At 64.5% G+C, this 17,673-nt stretch carries 14 protein-coding genes; 12 read left to right on the top strand and 2 right to left on the bottom strand.

The annotated features are described in order from the left end of the window. The first annotated feature begins 3 nt into the window (after positions 1 to 3). From bchB to mtnA, 11 genes are all read left to right on the top strand, one after another. Positions 4 to 1,572 (top strand): ferredoxin:protochlorophyllide reductase (ATP-dependent) subunit B, encoded by a 1,569-nt coding sequence (gene bchB, locus RVAN_RS05010; protein WP_013418675.1) that lies wholly within the window; start codon positions 4 to 6, stop codon positions 1,570 to 1,572. Next, the gene (locus RVAN_RS05005) at positions 1,547 to 5,323 is read left to right on the top strand and encodes a magnesium chelatase subunit H (RefSeq protein WP_013418674.1); all 3,777 of its coding nucleotides are present in this window, start codon (positions 1,547 to 1,549) and stop codon (positions 5,321 to 5,323) included. The genes bchB and RVAN_RS05005 overlap by 26 nt, the downstream gene beginning before the upstream one ends. Positions 5,324 to 5,412: 89 nt before the next feature. Further along, a complete protein-coding gene (gene bchL / locus RVAN_RS05000; protein ID WP_245258054.1) occupies positions 5,413 to 6,255 on the top strand; it encodes a ferredoxin:protochlorophyllide reductase (ATP-dependent) iron-sulfur ATP-binding protein in 843 nt (280 codons plus the stop codon). After that, complete coding sequence (gene bchM / locus RVAN_RS04995; RefSeq protein ID WP_013418672.1) at positions 6,255 to 6,953, top strand: magnesium protoporphyrin IX methyltransferase; 699 nt, start codon at positions 6,255 to 6,257, stop codon at positions 6,951 to 6,953. The genes bchL and bchM overlap by 1 nt, the downstream gene beginning before the upstream one ends. Positions 6,954 to 7,204: 251 nt before the next feature. Then, on the top strand, positions 7,205 to 8,605 hold the full coding sequence (locus RVAN_RS04990) for a BCD family MFS transporter (RefSeq protein WP_041788324.1): 1,401 nt from the start codon (positions 7,205 to 7,207) through the stop codon (positions 8,603 to 8,605). Positions 8,606 to 8,627: 22 nt separating this feature from the next. Beyond that, the gene (puhA, locus tag RVAN_RS04985) at positions 8,628 to 9,395 is read left to right on the top strand and encodes a photosynthetic reaction center subunit H (RefSeq protein ID WP_013418670.1); all 768 of its coding nucleotides are present in this window, start codon (positions 8,628 to 8,630) and stop codon (positions 9,393 to 9,395) included. Next, positions 9,392 to 10,078, top strand: a complete 687-nt coding sequence (gene puhB / locus RVAN_RS04980; RefSeq protein ID WP_013418669.1) for a photosynthetic complex putative assembly protein PuhB — start codon at positions 9,392 to 9,394, stop codon at positions 10,076 to 10,078. The genes puhA and puhB overlap by 4 nt, the downstream gene beginning before the upstream one ends. A 21-nt stretch (positions 10,079 to 10,099) precedes the next feature. Then, complete coding sequence (gene puhC / locus RVAN_RS18700; protein WP_013418668.1) at positions 10,100 to 10,549, top strand: photosynthetic complex assembly protein PuhC; 450 nt, start codon at positions 10,100 to 10,102, stop codon at positions 10,547 to 10,549. Between the two features lie 144 nt (positions 10,550 to 10,693). Beyond that, entirely contained in the window at positions 10,694 to 11,554 is an 861-nt protein-coding gene (puhE, locus tag RVAN_RS04970; protein WP_013418667.1) for a putative photosynthetic complex assembly protein PuhE, read from the top strand. Between the two features lie 214 nt (positions 11,555 to 11,768). After that, positions 11,769 to 11,951: a DUF1192 domain-containing protein gene (locus RVAN_RS04965; RefSeq protein ID WP_013418666.1), complete on the top strand. Its 183-nt coding sequence runs from the start codon at positions 11,769 to 11,771 to the stop codon at positions 11,949 to 11,951. Positions 11,952 to 12,097: 146 nt separating this feature from the next. Next, positions 12,098 to 13,195, top strand: coding sequence for an S-methyl-5-thioribose-1-phosphate isomerase (mtnA, locus tag RVAN_RS04960; protein WP_013418665.1), 1,098 nt, complete (start codon positions 12,098 to 12,100; stop codon positions 13,193 to 13,195). 146 nt (positions 13,196 to 13,341) lie between these two features. Here mtnA and RVAN_RS04955 read toward each other — a convergent pair whose 3' ends face one another. Next, positions 13,342 to 13,965, bottom strand: a complete 624-nt coding sequence (locus tag RVAN_RS04955) for a DUF1013 domain-containing protein (protein ID WP_013418664.1) — start codon at positions 13,963 to 13,965, stop codon at positions 13,342 to 13,344. Between the two features lie 301 nt (positions 13,966 to 14,266). Between RVAN_RS04955 and RVAN_RS04950 the strand changes: the two genes are divergently transcribed. Further along, positions 14,267 to 15,223 carry an arginase family protein gene (locus tag RVAN_RS04950; RefSeq protein ID WP_013418663.1) on the top strand — a complete coding sequence of 319 codons (957 nt, stop codon included), beginning with the start codon at positions 14,267 to 14,269 and terminating at the stop codon, positions 15,221 to 15,223. Here the strand turns inward: RVAN_RS04950 and hypF are convergent. Beyond that, a complete protein-coding gene (gene hypF / locus RVAN_RS04945) occupies positions 15,201 to 17,672 on the bottom strand; it encodes a carbamoyltransferase HypF (protein ID WP_013418662.1) in 2,472 nt (823 codons plus the stop codon). The two genes, RVAN_RS04950 and hypF, sit on opposite strands and share 23 nt — an antisense overlap. Between the last annotated feature and the right edge of the window lies 1 nt (position 17,673).

Below are 17,673 nucleotides of genomic sequence, written 5' to 3'. Positions count from 1 at the left end.
CGGATGCAACTTACCGTATGGACCTATGAAGGCCCCCCGCATATCGGAGCGATGCGCGTCGCGACCGCGATGACGGGCGTGCATTATGTCCTTCATGCGCCGCAGGGCGACACATACGCCGACCTTCTGTTCACGATGATCGAGCGTCGCGACAAGCGTCCGCCCGTCACCTACACGACATTTCAGGCGCGCGATCTCGGCACCGACACGGCGGAGCTTTTTCAGTCGGCGCTCGCCGATGCGTATGAGCGGTTCAAGCCTCAGGCGATGCTTGTCGGCTCGTCATGTACGGCCGAACTCATCCAGGACGACCCAGGCGGCCTCGCCGACGCGCTGCGCTTGCCCGTTCCCGTGATCCCGCTCGAACTGCCCGCCTATCAGAAGAAAGAGAACTGGGGCGCGGCCGAAACCTTCTACCGCATCGTTCGCACGCTGGCGTCACCCCGTCAGGGGCAGGAGCGCCCGAAGAACGAGCGACCGCTCGCGAACCTGCTCGGCCCGACCGCTCTGGGCTTCCGCCATCGCGACGACATCGTCGAAATCACGCGCCTCCTCGACAGCATGGGCATCGGCGTCAATGTGGTGGCGCCGCTCGGAGCCTCGCCCGCCGACATCCAGCGCATCCCGGATGCCGATTTCAACCTCGTGCTCTATCCCGAACATGCGCTGTCTGCCGCCCAATGGCTGGAGCGCGCGTTCAAGCAGCCCTATACGAAGACCGTTCCCATCGGCGTGAACGCGACGCGCGCCTTCATCGCCGAGGTCGCGCAGATCGCCGGCGTCTCCGCCGACGTGCCGGAGCGCACGCGGTTGCCGTGGTACTCGCGCTCGGTCGACTCGACGTATCTCACCGGCAAGCGCGTCTTCATCTTCGGCGACGCGACGCATGCGCTCGCCGCCGCCCGGGTGGCCTCGAAGGAACTCGGCTTCCAGGTCGTCGGCCTCGGCACCTACAGCCGCGAATTCGCCCGCGAGATCCGCGCCGCCGCCGCCGAATATGGCGTCGAGCCGCTGATCACCGACGATTACCTCGAAGTCGAAGCCGCGGTGCGCGACAGCAACCCGGAACTCGTGCTCGGTACGCAGATGGAGCGGCATATCGCCAAGCGCCTCGGGATTCCGTGCGCCGTGATCTCCGCACCCGTCCATGTGCAGGATTTCCCCGCGCGCTACTCGCCGCAGATGGGATTCGAAGGCGCGAACGTGCTGTTCGACACTTGGGTGCATCCGCTCATGATGGGCCTTGAGGAGCATTTGCTTCGCATGTTCCGCGAGGACTTCGAGTTTCAGGAGGCCCCCTCGCATCTCGGCGCCGCGCCGCAAGCCCCGAAGGAAGCGCCTGCCGCGCGGGAACTCGCGGTCGCTGCCCCGGCAGAGGTCGCGCTCGCCGACACACCCGCCACGCCGTCCGCGCTCGTATGGCTCGCTGACGCCGAGGCCGAGCTTCGCAAAATTCCTTTTTTCGTTCGCGGCAAAGCGAAACGGAACACTGAGCGCTACGCCGCCGAAAAAGGCATCTCGAACATCACGGTAGAGACACTTTACGATGCAAAAGCGCACTTCAGCCGCTAGCAGCACACCAGTGCGCTTCGTCATTGTAACGCTCGACAGCCATCTGGCGAGCGCGGTCGAGCGCGCCAAGGAGACGCTGGCAGACGAGTTGCCGGGCCTTCGCATCACGCTTCACGCCGCGAGCGAGTGGGGCCAGAACCCAGAGCTTCTCGACGAGTGCCTCGACGACATCCGCGAGGGCGACATCATCCTCACGACGATGCTGTTCATCGAGGAGCACATCAAAGCGGTGTTGCCTGCGCTCGAAGCGCGCCGCGACCATTGCGACGCCATGATCGCTTGCATGTCGGCAAGTGAAGTTGCGCGCGTCACCAAGATGGGCGGCTTCAACATGGACGGCTCCGACAAGGGCGTCCTGTCGCTGCTGAAGAAACTGAAGCCGAAGAAGAAGGAAGGCGAGAGCCAGCCCGCGAACGCCGGCGCGAAACAGATGGCGATGCTCCGCCGCCTGCCGAAGATCCTGCGCTTCATCCCCGGCGCCGCGCAGGACGTGCGGGCGTACTTCCTCACGCTGCAATACTGGCTCGCAGGCTCCGACGACAACATCGCGCACATGGTGCGCTACCTCGTGAACCGCTATGCGAGCGGCCCGCGTCAGGCGCTGCGCGGCAAGATCAGCGCGGCGGAGCCGGTGGAATATCCGGAGGTCGGCGTCTACCATCCGACGCTGAAGCATCGCGTCGGCCACAGCATCGACGAACTGCCGCACGCAAAGGGCAGCGACAAGGGCACCGTTGGCGTGCTCGTCATGCGCTCCTATGTGCTCGCGGGCAATTCGCTGCATTACGACGGCATGATCGAGACGCTGGAAAAGCGCGGCCTGAACGTGATCCCCGTCTTCGCGAGCGGCCTCGACGCGCGCGAGGCGATCGAGCGGTACTTCATCGAGAACGGCAGCGCGAAGATCGACGCGCTCGTGTCGCTCACGGGTTTCTCGCTCGTCGGCGGCCCGGCCTACAACGACGCGAAGGGCGCGCAGGAAATCCTCGCCAAGCTCGACGTTCCTTATATCTCCGTCCAGCCGGTGGAATTCCAGACGCTCCAGCAATGGGCGGGCGACGTGCGCGGCCTCATGCCGGTGGAAAGCACCATGATGGTGGCGATCCCCGAGCTTGACGGCGCCACGGGTCCGGCGGTGTTCGGCGGCCGTTCCGACTGCACCGACGCGCCGTGCTCCGGTTGCGAACTCGGCTGCGTCTTCCCGACCTCGACCGCGCGCGATATGCATTCCTGCGTCGAGCGCGCCGAAATGATTTCTTCGCGCATCGAGCGTCTGATCGCGCTTCGCAAGAGCGAGCGTGCGGAGCGCAAGCTCGGCGTGGTGATGTTCTGCTTCCCGCCGAACGCCGGCAATATCGGCACGGCGATGTCGCTTGCGGTGTTCGAGTCGCTCTACAACACGCTTACGCGACTGAAGGCCGAGGGCTATACGGTCGAGGTGCCGGAGTCGGTCGATGCGCTGCGCGAGCGCGTCATCGGCGGCAATTCGGCCCGCTACGGCACGCCCGCCAACGTGCTCGCCCGCATCCCGGTCAACGATTACATTCGCGCCGAGAAGTGGCTGCCGCAGATCGAAAAGGCGTGGGGTTCCGCGCCAGGCCGCCAGCAGACCGATGGCGCGACGGTGTTCGTGCTCGGCGAGACGTTCGGCAATGTGTTCGTCGGCATTCAGCCCGCGATGGGCTACGAGGGCGACCCGATGCGGTTGCTGTTCGAACGCGGTTTCGCGCCGACGCATGCCTTCTCGGCCTTCTACCGCTGGCTGCGCGACGATTTCGGCGTGCACGCGCTCCTGCATTTCGGCACGCATGGCGCGCTCGAATTCATGCCGGGCAAGCAGACCGGCCTTTCGGGCGATTGCTGGCCGGACCGCCTCATCGGCGACCTGCCGAACTTCTATCTCTATGCCGCGAACAACCCGTCCGAAGGTACGCTCGCGAAGCGCCGCAGCGCCGCGACGGTCGTCAGCTATCTGACGCCGCCCGTCACGCAGGCTGGGCTTTATCGCGGGCTGCTCGACCTCAAGGCTTCGGTGCAACGCTGGCGCGAGTTCGTGCCCGACACGGCCGAAGCCGAGAAGGAAGCGCTGGCGACGCTCATTCAGGCGCAGGCCGCTGCCGTCGATCTGGCTGAGGCCGAGCCGCAATGGCCCGCCGCCGATGTCGAGGGCAAGGTTGCGGCGCTCATCAATGCCGTGATCGAGCTTGAAGAGACGTTGATTCCGCACGGCCTCCACGTCGTCGGAAAGACCGCGACCGACGACGAGCGGCGCGATCTTCTGACCTTCGCCGCCGAGGCGCTCGACGGTTTCAGCCCGCCTCACGACCTGATCCGCGCCGTAGCGGGCGGCCAGTCGCCTGAGGATGCGCTGAAACGCGCCGGCCTCGAACGCTCCGAGCAGAACATCGGCAAGCTCGCAAAGCTCGCGCAGATGTACAATTATCTTGGCGAGGACGCGGAACTGCCCGCCATCGTGCGCGCGCTCGACGCCCGCTATATCAAGCCTGTCGCGGGCGGCGACATCATCCGCAATCCTGACATCCTGCCCACCGGCCGCAACATCCACGGCTTCGACCCCTTCCGCATCCCGAGCGTATTCGCGATGAAGGAAGGCGAGAAACAGGCCGCGCGGCTTCTCGACCGCCACATGGCGGAGGGCAACGCGCTACCCGAATCGGTCGCGTTCGTGCTGTGGGGCACCGACAACCTCAAGACGGAAGGCGAGCCGATTGCGCAGGCTCTGGCGCTCATGGGCGCGCGTCCACGCCTCGACAGCTATGGCCGCGTGTCCGGTGCCTCGCTCGTGCCGCTTGAAGAACTCGGCCGACCGCGCATCGACGTGGTGATGACCATGTCGGGCATCTTCCGCGACCTGCTTCCGCTGCAGATGAAGCTCTTGGCGGAAGCGTCCTACGAGGCCGCCATCGCGGACGAACCGCTCGACAAGAATTTCATCCGCAAACACGCGCTCGCCTATCAGGCGTCGCAGAAATGCGACATGGAAACAGCCGCGCTGCGCGTCTTCTCGAACGGCGACGGCGCTTACGGCGCGAATGTGAACCTGCTCGTCGATTCGGGGGCATGGCAGGACGAGGACGAACTCGCCGAAACCTACAGCCGCCGCAAGTCCTTCGCCTATGGGCGGCAGGGCAAGCCGATGGCGCAACCCGCGCTGCTGAAAACCATGCTCGCCGACGTCGATCTCGCCTATCAGAACCTCGATTCGGTCGATCTCGGCGTGACGACCATCGACCAGTATTTCGATACGCTGGGCGGCATCACGCGCTCGGTCAGGCGCGCGAAGGGCGGCAAGGATCTGCCAGTCTATATCGCCGACCAGACGCGCGGCGAGGGCAAGGTTCGCACACTGTCCGAGCAGGTTTCGCTGGAAACGCGCACGCGCGCTCTCAACCCGAAATGGTACGAGGGCATGCTGGAGCACGGCTATGAAGGCGTGCGTCAGATCGAAGCGACGGTCACCAACACGATGGGCTGGTCGGCAACGACAGGGCAGGTCGATCCGTGGGTCTATCAGCGCCTGACGCAAACCTATGTGCTTGACGAGACAATGCGAAAGCGGCTAGCGGCCTTGAACCCGACGGCCACCGCGCGCATGGTGAACCGCCTGAATGAAGCTTACGAACGCAACTACTGGAAGCCGGACGACGAGACCCTCGATGCTCTTCGCAAGGCGTCTGAAGAACTCGAAGACCAGATCGAAGGGGTTGGTATGGTAGAGGAAGCCGCATGAGCATGTACACGCGCATCCCGGCGCAGCCGATCCCGCAATATCGCGCCAAGGGCGCCGCAGGCCAGGACGAAGGCGACGGCGACGGCAGCATGCAGGTGCATCTCGATCCGAACATGAAGATCGGGAACGCCAAGGTTTTCGCGGTCTATGGCAAGGGCGGCATCGGCAAGAGCACGACATCGTCGAACCTTTCGGTCGCGTTCTCGAAGCTCGGCAAGCGCGTGCTCCAGATCGGCTGCGATCCGAAGCACGACAGCACGTTCACGCTCACGAAGTGCATGATTCCGACCGTGATCGATGTGCTCGAAACGGTGAATTTTCACACCGAAGAGCTGCGCCCCGAAGACTATATGTTCGAGGGCTATAACGGCGTCATGTGCGTCGAGGCGGGCGGACCGCCGGCGGGCACGGGCTGCGGCGGCTATGTCGTCGGCCAGACGGTGAAGCTCATGAAGGAGCATCACCTGCTCGACGAGACCGATGTCGTGGTGTTCGACGTGCTGGGCGACGTCGTGTGCGGCGGCTTCGCGGCTCCGCTGCAATATGCCGAGCGCGCGCTGATCGTGACGGCGAACGACTTCGATTCGATCTTCGCGATGAACCGCATCGTCGCGGCCATTCAGGCGAAGTCGAAGAACTACCGCGTGCGCCTCGGCGGCGTGATCGCGAACCGTAGCCGCGCGACGGACGAGATCGACCGCTTCAACGCGGCCATCGGTTTGAAGCGCATGGCGCATGTCCCCGACCTCGATTGCATCCGCGTCTCGCGCCTCAAGAAGAAGACGCTGTTCGAAATGGACCCGTCCGAAGACGTGGAGCGCGCGCAGGCCGAATATCTGCAGCTTGCGAAGGCCATGTGGGACGGCTCCGAGCCGCTTGAGGCCAAGCCGATGAAAGACCGCGATATTTTCGAATTCCTAGGATTCAACTGATGACGACGCAGTCCTACCTCGATCGCCGCCACGACCTTAAGACCTATTTCGACAGGACGGCGGCGGATGCGTGGGCGAAGCTGACGGCGGATGCCCCCGTCAGCGGCGTGCGCGCGACGGTTCGCGCGGGTCGCGACCGCATGCGCGCGACTCTCATGAGCTGGCTTCCCGACGACCTCTCCGGCGCGCGCCTTCTCGACGCGGGTTGCGGCACGGGGCTTCTCTCGGTGGAAGCGGCGCGGCGCGGCGCGCATGTCGTGGCGGTGGACCTGTCCCCGACGCTCGTCGGCATCGCTCAGGAGCGCATGCCTGAAGATGTCGCCGACCGCATCGAGTTCTACTCCGGCGATATGCTGGATGCTTCGCGCGGCCGCTACGACTTCTGCGTCGCGATGGACTCGCTCATCCATTACAAGGCCGACGACCTTGTGAGCGCGCTTTCGGGCCTCGCGGCTCTCGCCGACCAGAAGGTGCTCTTTACTTTCGCCCCGAGGACGCTTGCGCTCTCGGTCATGCACAGCGCGGGCAAACTTTTCCCCCGCTCGGATCGGTCGCCAGCCATCGAACCTATTGCGGAAGCCAAACTTTCAGGGATGATCGCGAAGGATAGTCGCCTCGCGGGCTTTGCACAGGGGCGCTCGGAGCGAATCGTGAACGGGTTCTACACCTCGAATGCGATGGAGTTGTCTGCCTCGTGACGGATGTCGGCGGTCATAGGAACGTGGAAACGCCCGGAACTTCGAAAGAGGCGCCGGAAGATCCCTGCGCCCTGCGCGATCCGGCCGCTTCTTTCACGACGCAACCCGCCGAGGCTCCTCCGCATCGCGGGGGAGACGCAATCGAGAGCGCTGGCGCGAAGGATTCGGCCGCGAATCAGTCGCAAGCTGCTGTCGCGTCCGAAGCCAAGCGGGGCACATCGGCCACGCACCCAAGCGGGGCGTACCTCTTCCTGAAGGGCCTCGGACCGAAATTCCTGCCCTTCGCGGACGCGGCCACGCCGCAACTTCCGCTGCACCGGCTTCTGCGCCTTTCGCTGTTTCAGGTGACGGTCGGCATGGCGCTGGTGCTCGTCAACGGCACGCTGAACCGCATCATGATTCTCGACCTCGGCGTGCCGGCGTGGCTCGTCGCGCTCATGATCGCGATCCCGCTGGTTTTCGCACCGTTCCGCGCACTTCTCGGGTTCAAGTCCGACACGCACCGCTCGCTGCTCGGCTGGAAGCGCGTGCCCTATATCTGGTTCGGCACGCTGCTGCAATTCGGCGGGCTCGCCATCATGCCGTTCGCGCTGATTCTGCTGTCGGGCGACACGCAAGGACCGCCGATTCTCGGACAATTCGCCGCTGCGCTGGCATTCTTGCTCGTCGGCGCAGGCATGCATACGACTCAGACAGCCGGGCTTGCGCTCGCAATGGATCTCTCGCCCGCTGAAAAGCGGCCGCGAGTCGTCGCCTTTCTCTACGTGATGCTGCTGATCGGCATGAGCGTCAGCGCGCTGATTCTGGGCGACCTCCTCACGAATTTCAGTCAGCTGCGGCTCATCGAGGTGATTCAGGGCACCGCGCTCACGACCATGGTGCTGAATATTGTCGCACTGTGGAAGCAGGAGCCGCGCAGGCCGCGCCGCCTCGCCGATGACGAGCCGAAGCCCGATTTCGGCGAAGCGTGGCGCACGTTCATGGCGACGGGCAACTGGAAGCGCATTTTCGTGGCGTTGGGCCTCGGTACGGTCGGCTTCAGCATGCAGGACATCCTGATCGAGCCTTATGGCGGTCAGGTTCTCGGTATGACGGTCGCGCAAACCACTGCGTTGACGGCGTTTTTCGCACTTGGCGCCCTCGTTTCGCTCGCCATTGCCGCGCGCCGACTCGACGCTGGCGCCAACCCGCATCGGCTCGCCGCACAAGGTGTATTGGTCGGCCTCCTGGCACTCACCGCTTTCGTTTTTTCCGCCCCCGTCGGCGAACCACTCCTATTCGAAGTGGGTGTCGTTGCGCTCGGTTTCGGCAGCGGCTTTTTTGCCGCAGGCACGCTTACCGCCGCGATGGAGCTTGCAAAAGCCTCTCAGGCGGGGTTAGCGCTTGGTGCGTGGGGTGCGGTCGGTGCCTCTGCGACAGGAGGCGGAATTGCACTCGGCGGCGCGATCCGCGACGTTAGCGCGACCCTTGCGGCGAACGGTAGCCTCGGTGAGGCGCTAATGCGCACAGACACAAGTTACCTCATTGTCTATCATATCGAAATTGCCCTGTTGTTCGCGACGCTCGTGGCTATCGGCCCCCTGGTGCGAACAGCGGGTAATGCATCAAGGCAAAAGCCGCCGCAATTCGGCCTAGCTGATTATCCGGGTTGAAGAAAAAACTTTGGAGGTATTAATGCCAACCGGCGCACTGACATCACATCTCGACGTCGCCCAGGTGACGTTGTACGCGTTCTGGATCTTCTTCGCGCTTCTGATCCTTTACCTGCGCCGCGAAGACCGGCGCGAGGGTTATCCCCTCATCAACGAATCGACGGGCCAGCCGCAGAATGACGGCTATCTCACGATCCCGGACAAAAAGATCTTCCGTCTTTTCCACGGCGGCACGACGACCTCTCCTCAGCCAGCCAAGCCCCAACGCGACCTGAAGCTGAAGCCCCTCACCAATCATCCCGGCTCGCCGTATGTGCCGACCGGCAACCCGATGATCGACGGCGTGGGCCCGGCTTCGTGGGTGCAGCGTCAGGACGTTCCGGATCTGACCTATGACGGTCTGACCCGCATCGCTCCCCTGCGCGTAGCCACAGACCACGCGATCGACGAGCACGACCGCGACCCGCGCGGCTTCACGGTTTACGGCGCCGATGGCGTCAAGGCCGGTAAGATCCGCGATGCGTGGCTCGACCGTTCGGAAGTCATCATCCGCTATCTCGAAGTGACGACGCCGAAGGGCCGCAATGTTCTCGTGCCCTTCACGCTGTCCAAGATCGACCAGGGCAAGGGGAAGGTCGTGCTCGAATCGATCCTCGGCGCCCAGATCGAAGACGCGCCGAAGCTCGCCAACCCGGATCGCATCACGCGACTCGAAGAAGACAAGGTCTGCGCGTATTTCGCAGGCGGCATCCTGTATGCCACCCCGGCCCGCCAGGAGCCCCTTTTATGAGTGAATACGACTACGAGCCGGTACGGGGACTCCCGTACCAGCTTCCCGAGGATGAAAAAATCCTTTGGCAGGGGTCGCCTAAATGGCGGTCCCTGGCCGTTCATCTCTGCCACGTGCGCACGATAACGCTCTACTTCGCGGTTTTGATTGCGTGGCGGCTTCTGGTTCCCGTTCTCGACGGAAAGCCGGTTTCGGACGCGTTCGAACTCGCGGCCTTTCTCGCGCTTCTGAACGGTATCGTTGTCGCTATGGCGGTGATCTGGTCGCTGCTTCTAGCCAAGACGACGATCTACACGATAACGTCTCGGCGTGTGGTGTTGCGTTACGGGATCGCCTTCACCAAAGCCGTCAATGTGCCGCTCCGCCTCGTCAAGAATGTCGCCATGAACAGGCATTCGAACGGCTGCGCGGACGTCGCTTTCGAAACGAGCGGCAAAGACCGCATCGCCTATCTCATCTTGTGGCCTCATACGAGGCCATGGCGTGTCTCGCCGACGCAGCCGATGTTGCGTTCGGTCCCGGAAGCGGAAAAGGTTGCCGAAATCCTCAAAACGGCTCTTGCGCCATTTGCCGCACAGAGCTTAGATGAGAATGAAAATAGAGAGACGCAGACCGCGACCGATCAGCAGGGTGCGGAAAAAAAAGAGTCTGACATCGGTCAGCCGGCTGCCGAGGCAGCGTAAACGAATTGGAAACGCACCGGCATGTTCAAGGGTGTGAACAAAGCGCTGCTTCTGGGAAGCGTGGCGGTGGCCGCTCTTCTCGTTATAGTAATAGGCACAAGCGTCATCGATAGACATGGCGGAGGCGTTGCGGATGCGTCGCGCCGTCCGCTCGTCTCGCGCGCTGTCGTGTTCCGGGACGCTCCTTCGGGAGGTATTGCCGCCTTTGATCAGGGGGCAACCGAGCCTTTCCAGGTTCTGGAGCGCGAGAAGAACACATTCATGGCAACGTCGCTCCGCCTTCTTGGCCAAGTGCGTCAGACGCGTTCCAAGGCTGGGCCCGAAACGCCATTTGTCGTCACCCAGTGGAGCGACGGCAAGTTGACGCTGACCGATCCGACAACGGGTGAAACACTGGAACTTGCCGCTTACGGGCAGAGGAACGCCGATACCTTTTCGCAACTCCTCCCCCAGGCGAGCGTGCCTCGATGAGGCTGGTTCACGAGGTGAGCGGTCGTTCATCAAGGAAACTCGTGTTTTCCGGGAGCGCGGCCGGGTGCTCGCCTTTGCCGGTCGTGGCGCTTCGCGCGCCGCAGTCGGCGAGGCCGCGAACAGTGTGCTAACGAGGGCAGGGCAGTGATACATTACGGGCTTCCGACCCTCTACGTTCTCTTCGTCTGGTGGTTCAGCACCGGGGCTGTCCTGTATCTCAACAACCTGCCGAAGCGTACGTACAAATGGAGTGTGCTCGGCGGGACGCTCGTGATGCTGGGCTCGCTCTACGGCCTTTACGCCGCGAGCCAGAGCCAGACGGTGCTCGCTGCCTATGTCAGCTTCACCTGCGGTCTGCTCGCGTGGGCGTGGACGCAGCTGACGTTCTACACGGGCGTGATCACCGGACCGCGCAAGACGGCTTGCCCTCCCGGCTGCTCCGGCCCGCGTCATCTCTGGCATGCCGCCGAAACCTGCCTCTATCATGAGGCGAGCGCGGCGCTTCTCGGCGTCGCCGTATGCTTCGCGACGCTCAACGGCACGAACCACATCGGCTCCTGGACCTACACCGTGATCTGGCTCATGCATGCGAGCGCGAAGGTGAACGCGGTCCTCGGCGTCCGCAACCTCAACGACCACTTCTTTCCCGAGCACCTGCGTTATCTCAGCTCGTTTCTGCGCAAGAGGCCGATGAACCTGCTTTTCCCGGTTTCGATCACCGTTTCGACGGCCTTCGCGGCTGCTCTCGTTCATAAGGCGGTCGAGATGCAGCATTCACCCTTTGAGGCGCTCGCGCTTACCTTTTCGATCGTGATCCTCACGCTCGGCATTATCGAGCACTGGTTTCTGGTGCTCCCCATTCCGGCTGAGGCGCTCTGGAACTGGAGCGTGAGAGCGAAGAAGGTGATCGTAAAGCCCGAGCCAGTGAGACTTCCCGAAATCGTCGATATGACCAAGAACGCACCCGCGCGACTTCGCGTCGTTGCAAGCCGTGGCGACATCTAGTCAGCCTCTGTTAATCGGACCGATTGCAGAAAGCTGATAGGAAGCAGAAACTTATAGCGCAAGCTGCGTCTTTTACGGCACAGCGCTGTAACACAATCGCAACGTCAGTTATCACGGTGCGAGCTGCAAATGCCGGGCGAGAAGCTCCGTGCTTTGCGGGGCGAGCGCGAACCCTTATGATGAGCGGACAAGAAACGCCGCCTGAAGAACCGCCATGGATATAGACGACCTCGAACCCCGCAAACAGATTTCGAAGCCGAAAGACCTTGCAGTTTACTCGGTCGACGAGCTTCGTGTCTACATCGCGACGCTGAAAGCTGAAATCGCGCGGGCGGAAGAGACCATCGCGAAAAAGTCCGCGCATCTCGACGCGGCGAGCGCTTTCTTCAAGAAGTAAAGCGAACCGGGCGTCGGCGAATTTCGGCGCGCGCCACATCTGCCGCAACGGCCACGCGTCGGCAGGGGTTGCGTTCACCGCGCAAAAAGGCGATTTCGTTATTTCGAAAGACGCAAGCAGCACCCCCTTCGGCGCAGGAGTGAGACATGAAAATCGGCGGCACCCATTATCGCACGATCTGGCCGGAAAGCGACGGCGCGGTCGGCATCATCGACCAGACGCGACTCCCGCATGCCTTCGAGACGCTGAAGCTCTCGACGCTTGAGGACGCGGCCCACGCCATCCGGGTCATGCAAGTGCGTGGTGCGCCGCTGATCGGCGTGACGGCGGCTTACGGTCTCGCGCTGGCGCTCCGCGCGGATGCGTCAGACGCCGGCCTCGAAAGCGCAGCGAAGACGCTCGCCGCCACGCGTCCGACGGCGGTGAACCTCGCTTGGGCGCTGAACGAGATGCTGACATTCCTGCGCCCCATCGCACCCGCCGAGCGCGCCGCTGCCGCTTTCGCCAAGGCCGCCCAGCTCGCCGACGAGGACGTCGAAACCTGCCGCCGCATTGGCGCGCACGGCAAGGCGATCATCGAGGACATCGCGAAGAAGAAGGACGGCCCGGTGAACGTGCTGACCCACTGCAACGCCGGCTGGATCGCTTGCGTCGACTGGGGCACGGCGCTTTCCCCGATCTATCAGGCGCACGACGCGGGCATTCCCGTGCATGTCTGGGTGGACGAGACGCGCCCGCGCAATCAGGGTGCGGCGCTGACGGCGTTCGAGCTTGGCGCGCATGGCGTGCCGCATACCGTCATCGCGGATAATGCGGGCGGCCATCTCATGCAGCATGGGGACGTTGACCTTTGCATCGTCGGCTGCGACCGCCTCACGGCGGCGGGCGACGCGGCGAACAAGATCGGCACGTACCTCAAGGCACTGGCGGCGAAGGATAACGGCGTGCCGTTCTATTTCGCGCTGCCGCTGTCGACGATCGACTGGACGCTGTTCGATGGTGTGCGCGATATCCCGATCGAGGAGCGCGACGCGCGCGAGCTAACCCATATGACCGGCCGCACGGACGGCGGGGACATCGTCACGGTGCAGGTGACGGCACCGGGAAGCGCGGGCGCGAACCCTGCGTTCGACGTGACGCCCGCGCGGCTCATCACGGGCATCATCACCGAGCGGGGTGTCTCGCCTGCCTCGCGTGAGGGGCTCGCTGCGACGTATCCGGAATACGCGCGCACGGCGGCGTAGCGGCTTGCACGCCTGACGGCTTGCATGAAAACGGCCGGGTAAAACCGGCCGTTTGATTTTCCGAATGTTTCGAGCGAAGTGCCTACGGATGCTGCAAAAGGCCCGACAAAACGGCCTTCGCTTATCCCAACACGCGCCGTGTTATGCTACTTCCACTCCTCGATGTCGAGATAAGGCTGCTCGGACGGCGGCGCGATGGTGACGCCCGCGGTTTCCAGCGCGGCTTCCGGCTGCTCTTCCTCGACGCGCTTCGCGGCCTTCTTCACTTCATTATCGAGGTCGATCTGCGAGCAAAGGCCGAGCGCGACCGGGTCTTGCGGCTGAAGACTGGCGGAATTCCAGTGCGTGCGCTCGCGGATGCTCTCGATGGTCGATTTCGTCGTGCCGACAAGGCGCATGATCTGCGTGTCGCGCAACTCGGGATGATGGCGCAGAAGCCAGAGGATCGCGTTCGGGCGGTCGTGACGGCGCGAAACAGGCGTGTATTTCGGCGCGCGCTTCGTCTTGATCTCCGGGATGTGCACCTTGGAGCGCGCCAGCTTGAGCCGATAGGATGAATCTTTCTGGCCGCGGGCGATTTCCTCGCGGGTGAGTTGGCCCGCGCCAATCGGATCGGCGCCACGAATGCCGGCCGCGACGTCGCCGTCTGCGATCCCCTTCACTTCGAGCACGTGCAATCCACAAAAATCGGCGATCTGGTCGAATGTCAGCGAGGTGTTCTCGACGAGCCAGACGGCCGTCGCCTTCGGCATCAAGGGTATGTCGCTCATAAATTTCCTCCGGTCCTGGAAGCGCGAGCCCTCTCCGCTTCCTGGGCATTCAATTTCCGATTGTGTGGGGGAACCCGCAATCGAAGGGTTAGCGCATAATATAGTCGCTGGTGTGTCTTTGTGCAAACTCTGGATTGTCCGGGGCTGGCGGCTCGGAGCCGAGACTTTCGGCGCGAAGGTGCGTCTGGGTGGGGCTCGGGAAACAGCGAAACGCTTGCAAGCGCCGCCGACGCGTTTAAGGGTCAAGCGACCGTCGAAAAGGGGTGTGGTCAGCGGCGGGGCGGATGGGGAGCGTTTCGGAATGCGGTTGGAACTCATTCATCTTGACGACGCCTTTGTGGGCCAGCGCGCCTTCCTCGACGCGTGCGCCGAGCGCAGGGCTGTTTCGGTGGATGCGACGGCGGACGGCCCTCGCGTGCGGCTATGGGGCTACGACGCCGACCTCGCGCGGCTGGAGGCGAAGCTTGGCGCCAGCGCGGGCGGTGCCGATGGCGGCCCGGTCCTCGCTTTTCTCGGGTCGGGCGATTTCCATCACGTCAGCGCCATGCTGATTGCGCGCGCAGCGGCGACAGGATCGCGGCCCTTCACCGTCGTGCATTTCGACAACCATCCCGACTGGGTGCGCTGTTCGAGCGGCATGCATTGCGGCTCGTGGGTGAACCGCGCGCTTGGCATTCCGAATGTCGCGAAAATCGTCACCGTCGGCGTGTGCAGCAAGGATCTCCAGCATCCGGAATGGAAGGGCGGCAACCTCGCGGCGCTGAAGGAGGGGCGGCTTGAGCTGTTTCCGTTCGCGCAGGCCCCGTCGAAGGTGAGCGGCGACTATGGCGCGGGCGCGAGCCACCGGCAGGAGGGCGGCCACGTCCGCTGGACCTGCATCGAAGACATTGGACTCGCGGCATTCGGCGAGCTTCTCCTGTCGCGCATCGAAACGGCGGACATCTACATCACGCTCGACAAGGACGCGCTCGCGCCCGCCGACGCGGTGACGAACTGGGATCAGGGCAAGCTCTCGCTCGACGATGTGCTCCGCCTCATCGGCCGCCTCGCGGAGCGCCATATCATCGTCGGCGCGGATGTGGTGGGCGATTACAGCGCGCCGGCTTATGCGGGCGGCGTGTGGCCCTACGTTCGGAAATGGGGCGAGAGCATCATCGATCATCCGCGCGTAGCATTGGCGGCGTCGGCGGTCGCGGCGACGAACGAGGCCACGAATTTGCGCCTGCTCGACGCTTTCACCGAGGCGATGCGGGGATAGCGCGTGCGGCCGCGATAACCGCCTGCCCCAGCGAAATCGCGCCGTCGCCCGCTGGGCACAGGGCAGGGGCGAGCACCTCGAAATCGCCCGCGAGCCGTTCCAGGACGCCTTCGAGTAGCAGTCGGTTGTGGAACACGCCGCCGCACAGCACGATGCGCCGCAACCCATCGCGTCGGGCGAGCGCGCGCGCAGTGTCCGCCACCGTGTCGGCGAGGAAGGCATGGAAGCGCGCTGCGACGATCGCGGGCGGCGCATCGCGGGCGAGGTCATCGAGAACGGCCTGCCAGAGTTCGCCCCAGCCGAGGCGAATAGGGCCGCCGTCCTCGCCCATGCCTCGCGAGGGAAGCTTCCGGGCAGCGATGGGCCAGCGTCCGAAATCCCGGCACCGGACCGAGGCCGCTAGCGCCTCAAGCTCCACCGCGGCTTGACCCTCATAGGTCGCTTCGTCGAAGCAGATCCCGAGCGCGGCGGCGACGGCGTCGAACAGACGTCCTGCCGACGAGGCGGGCGGCGCGTTCACGCCTCGCGCCATCATTTGCAGCGCTGGCGCGACGGGCTTCGCGGCGAGGCGGCGCAGGATCGAGAGGTCGCCAAAGCGCGCTGACGCCTCGTCCCAGCCGAGCGCGACGTCGAGATGCGCCAGCAGGTTGCGCCATGGCTCGCGCATGGCTTTGGCGCCGCCGATCAGCGGCACCGGCGCGAAGCTCGCAACGCGGCGGCAGGCGCGATAGTCCGCGACGAGAAACTCGCCGCCCCACAGCGGGCGATGCGTTCGTTGGAACGCGTCGCTCCGCTCTCCCTTGTTATCGATCAACTTGCCCGTGCTCAAATGCGGCGCTTCGAGCGCGGGTTGATCGGGCACGTCGTCTCCCATGCCGAGGCCGTCGAACGCGATGCCCAGCACCGGCGTCGCGTCGAGCGGCTCGCCATGTTCCGCCATCACCGCCGCGACATGGGCATGATGATGCAGCACGCGTGCAATGGGCAAACCGCGCTCCGCCGCGAGCGCCTCACCCAATCGCGTCGCATGGTAATCGGGGTGCGCGTCCACCGCCACCACGTCCGGCGCGAAGCGGAACAGGCGCTTATAAAGCGCGAGGTTCGCGCGGCAATCCGCATGTGTGGCGGCATCTTCGAGGTCGCCGATATGCTGCGAGACGATGGCGCGACCGCCGCTTGCGAGGCAGAAGGTGGATTTCAGCTCCGCGCCCATGGCGAGCACGGCGGGGGCGCCCTGGAAAAGCGGCAGCGGAAGCGGCGCGGGCGCAAGCCCTCGTGCGCGGCGGACGGTGCGAACGCGGCCCGCCGCGAGCCGCACCACGCTGTCGTCGAGCCGGTTCACGATGTCCCGGTCGTGCATGAGGAACGCGTCGGCGATTTCGGACAGTCGCTCGCGCGCGTCGTCGTTCGCGATGCTTTGCGGCTCGTCGCTGACATTGCCCGAGGTGAGCACGATGGGGCCGGGCAGGGCTTCCATCAGCAAATGATGCAACGGCGTGTAGGGCAACATGAAGCCGAGTGTCGTCTGGCCCGGCGCGATGCTCGATGCGAGCGGCGGCGCGTCGGCACGGCGCGAGAGCAGCACGATGGGCGCGGCGGCGCTTTCGAGCGCGGCTCGCTCCGGCGGCGCGATGTGGGCATAGCGCGTAACCATCGCCACATTGCGCGCCATGAGCGCGAGCGGCTTGCCGCTTCGCCGCTTTCCGGCGCGCAACCGCGTCACCGCATCCTCATTCGCGGCATCGCAGGCGAGATGAAACCCGCCGATCCCCTTGATCGCGACGATGGCCCCATCGCGGATGAGTGCGGCGGCGGCCTCGATCTCGTCGCGCGCGCCTCGAAGCGGAAGCGCTGCCCCGTCCGCGCCTTCGAGCCACAGCCTCGGCCCGCAAACAGGGCATGCGTTCGGCTGCGCGTGGAAGCGCCGGTCGGCGGGGTCCTCATATTCCGCGCGGCAGGCGGGGCACATCTCGAACGCGGCCATGCTCGTCGTCGCGCGGTCATACGGAATCGCACGCACGATGGACAAGCGCGGGCCGCAATGCGTGCAATTGGTGAAGGGGTAGCGGTAGCGGCGGTTTTCGGGGTCGCGGATGTCCGCGAGACAGGCAGGGCAGGTGGCGGCGTCGGGTACAATGCCGGTCGTGACATCGCCCGCGCCGCTCTCGACGATGCGAAACATATCAGGCGCGGGGCCGTTCAGCGGCGCGGTCTCGATGCACTCGACGCGGGCGAGCGGCGGCGCGCGGTCGGCAAGCGCGGCAATGAACGCGTCGAGCGCCGCGCGCGGTCCAAAGGCGCGGATCAGAACGCCCTCGGCGTCGTTCAGCACATCGCCCGTGAGCCAGAGTTCGCGCGCGATCCGCCACACATGCGGGCGAAAGCCCACGCCCTGCACCAGGCCACGCACCCGGATCGATACACCCTTGATGTCGTCCGCGTCCGCCATC

Origin of the sequence: Rhodomicrobium vannielii ATCC 17100 (genome assembly GCF_000166055.1) — a bacterium.
Taxonomy (GTDB): Bacteria; Pseudomonadota; Alphaproteobacteria; order Rhizobiales; family Rhodomicrobiaceae; genus Rhodomicrobium; species Rhodomicrobium vannielii.
Note: the sequence above shows the minus strand (reverse complement) of the source record. Positions and strands in the feature narration are given on the sequence as shown.

Coding starts and splice junctions, on each gene's coding strand:
- bchB (WP_013418675.1), top strand. CDS start 4: ATGCAACTTACCGTATGGACCTATGAAGGCCCCCCGCATATCGGAGCG.
- bchL (WP_245258054.1), top strand. CDS start 5,413: ATGCAGGTGCATCTCGATCCGAACATGAAGATCGGGAACGCCAAGGTT.
- RVAN_RS05005 (WP_013418674.1), top strand. CDS start 1,547: ATGCAAAAGCGCACTTCAGCCGCTAGCAGCACACCAGTGCGCTTCGTC.
- puhC (WP_013418668.1), top strand. CDS start 10,100: ATGTTCAAGGGTGTGAACAAAGCGCTGCTTCTGGGAAGCGTGGCGGTG.
- puhB (WP_013418669.1), top strand. CDS start 9,392: ATGAGTGAATACGACTACGAGCCGGTACGGGGACTCCCGTACCAGCTT.
- RVAN_RS04965 (WP_013418666.1), top strand. CDS start 11,769: ATGGATATAGACGACCTCGAACCCCGCAAACAGATTTCGAAGCCGAAA.
- mtnA (WP_013418665.1), top strand. CDS start 12,098: ATGAAAATCGGCGGCACCCATTATCGCACGATCTGGCCGGAAAGCGAC.
- hypF (WP_013418662.1), bottom strand. CDS start 17,672: ATGGCGGACGCGGACGACATCAAGGGTGTATCGATCCGGGTGCGTGGC.
- bchM (WP_013418672.1), top strand. CDS start 6,255: ATGACGACGCAGTCCTACCTCGATCGCCGCCACGACCTTAAGACCTAT.
- puhA (WP_013418670.1), top strand. CDS start 8,628: ATGCCAACCGGCGCACTGACATCACATCTCGACGTCGCCCAGGTGACG.
- RVAN_RS04950 (WP_013418663.1), top strand. CDS start 14,267: ATGCGGTTGGAACTCATTCATCTTGACGACGCCTTTGTGGGCCAGCGC.
- RVAN_RS04955 (WP_013418664.1), bottom strand. CDS start 13,965: ATGAGCGACATACCCTTGATGCCGAAGGCGACGGCCGTCTGGCTCGTC.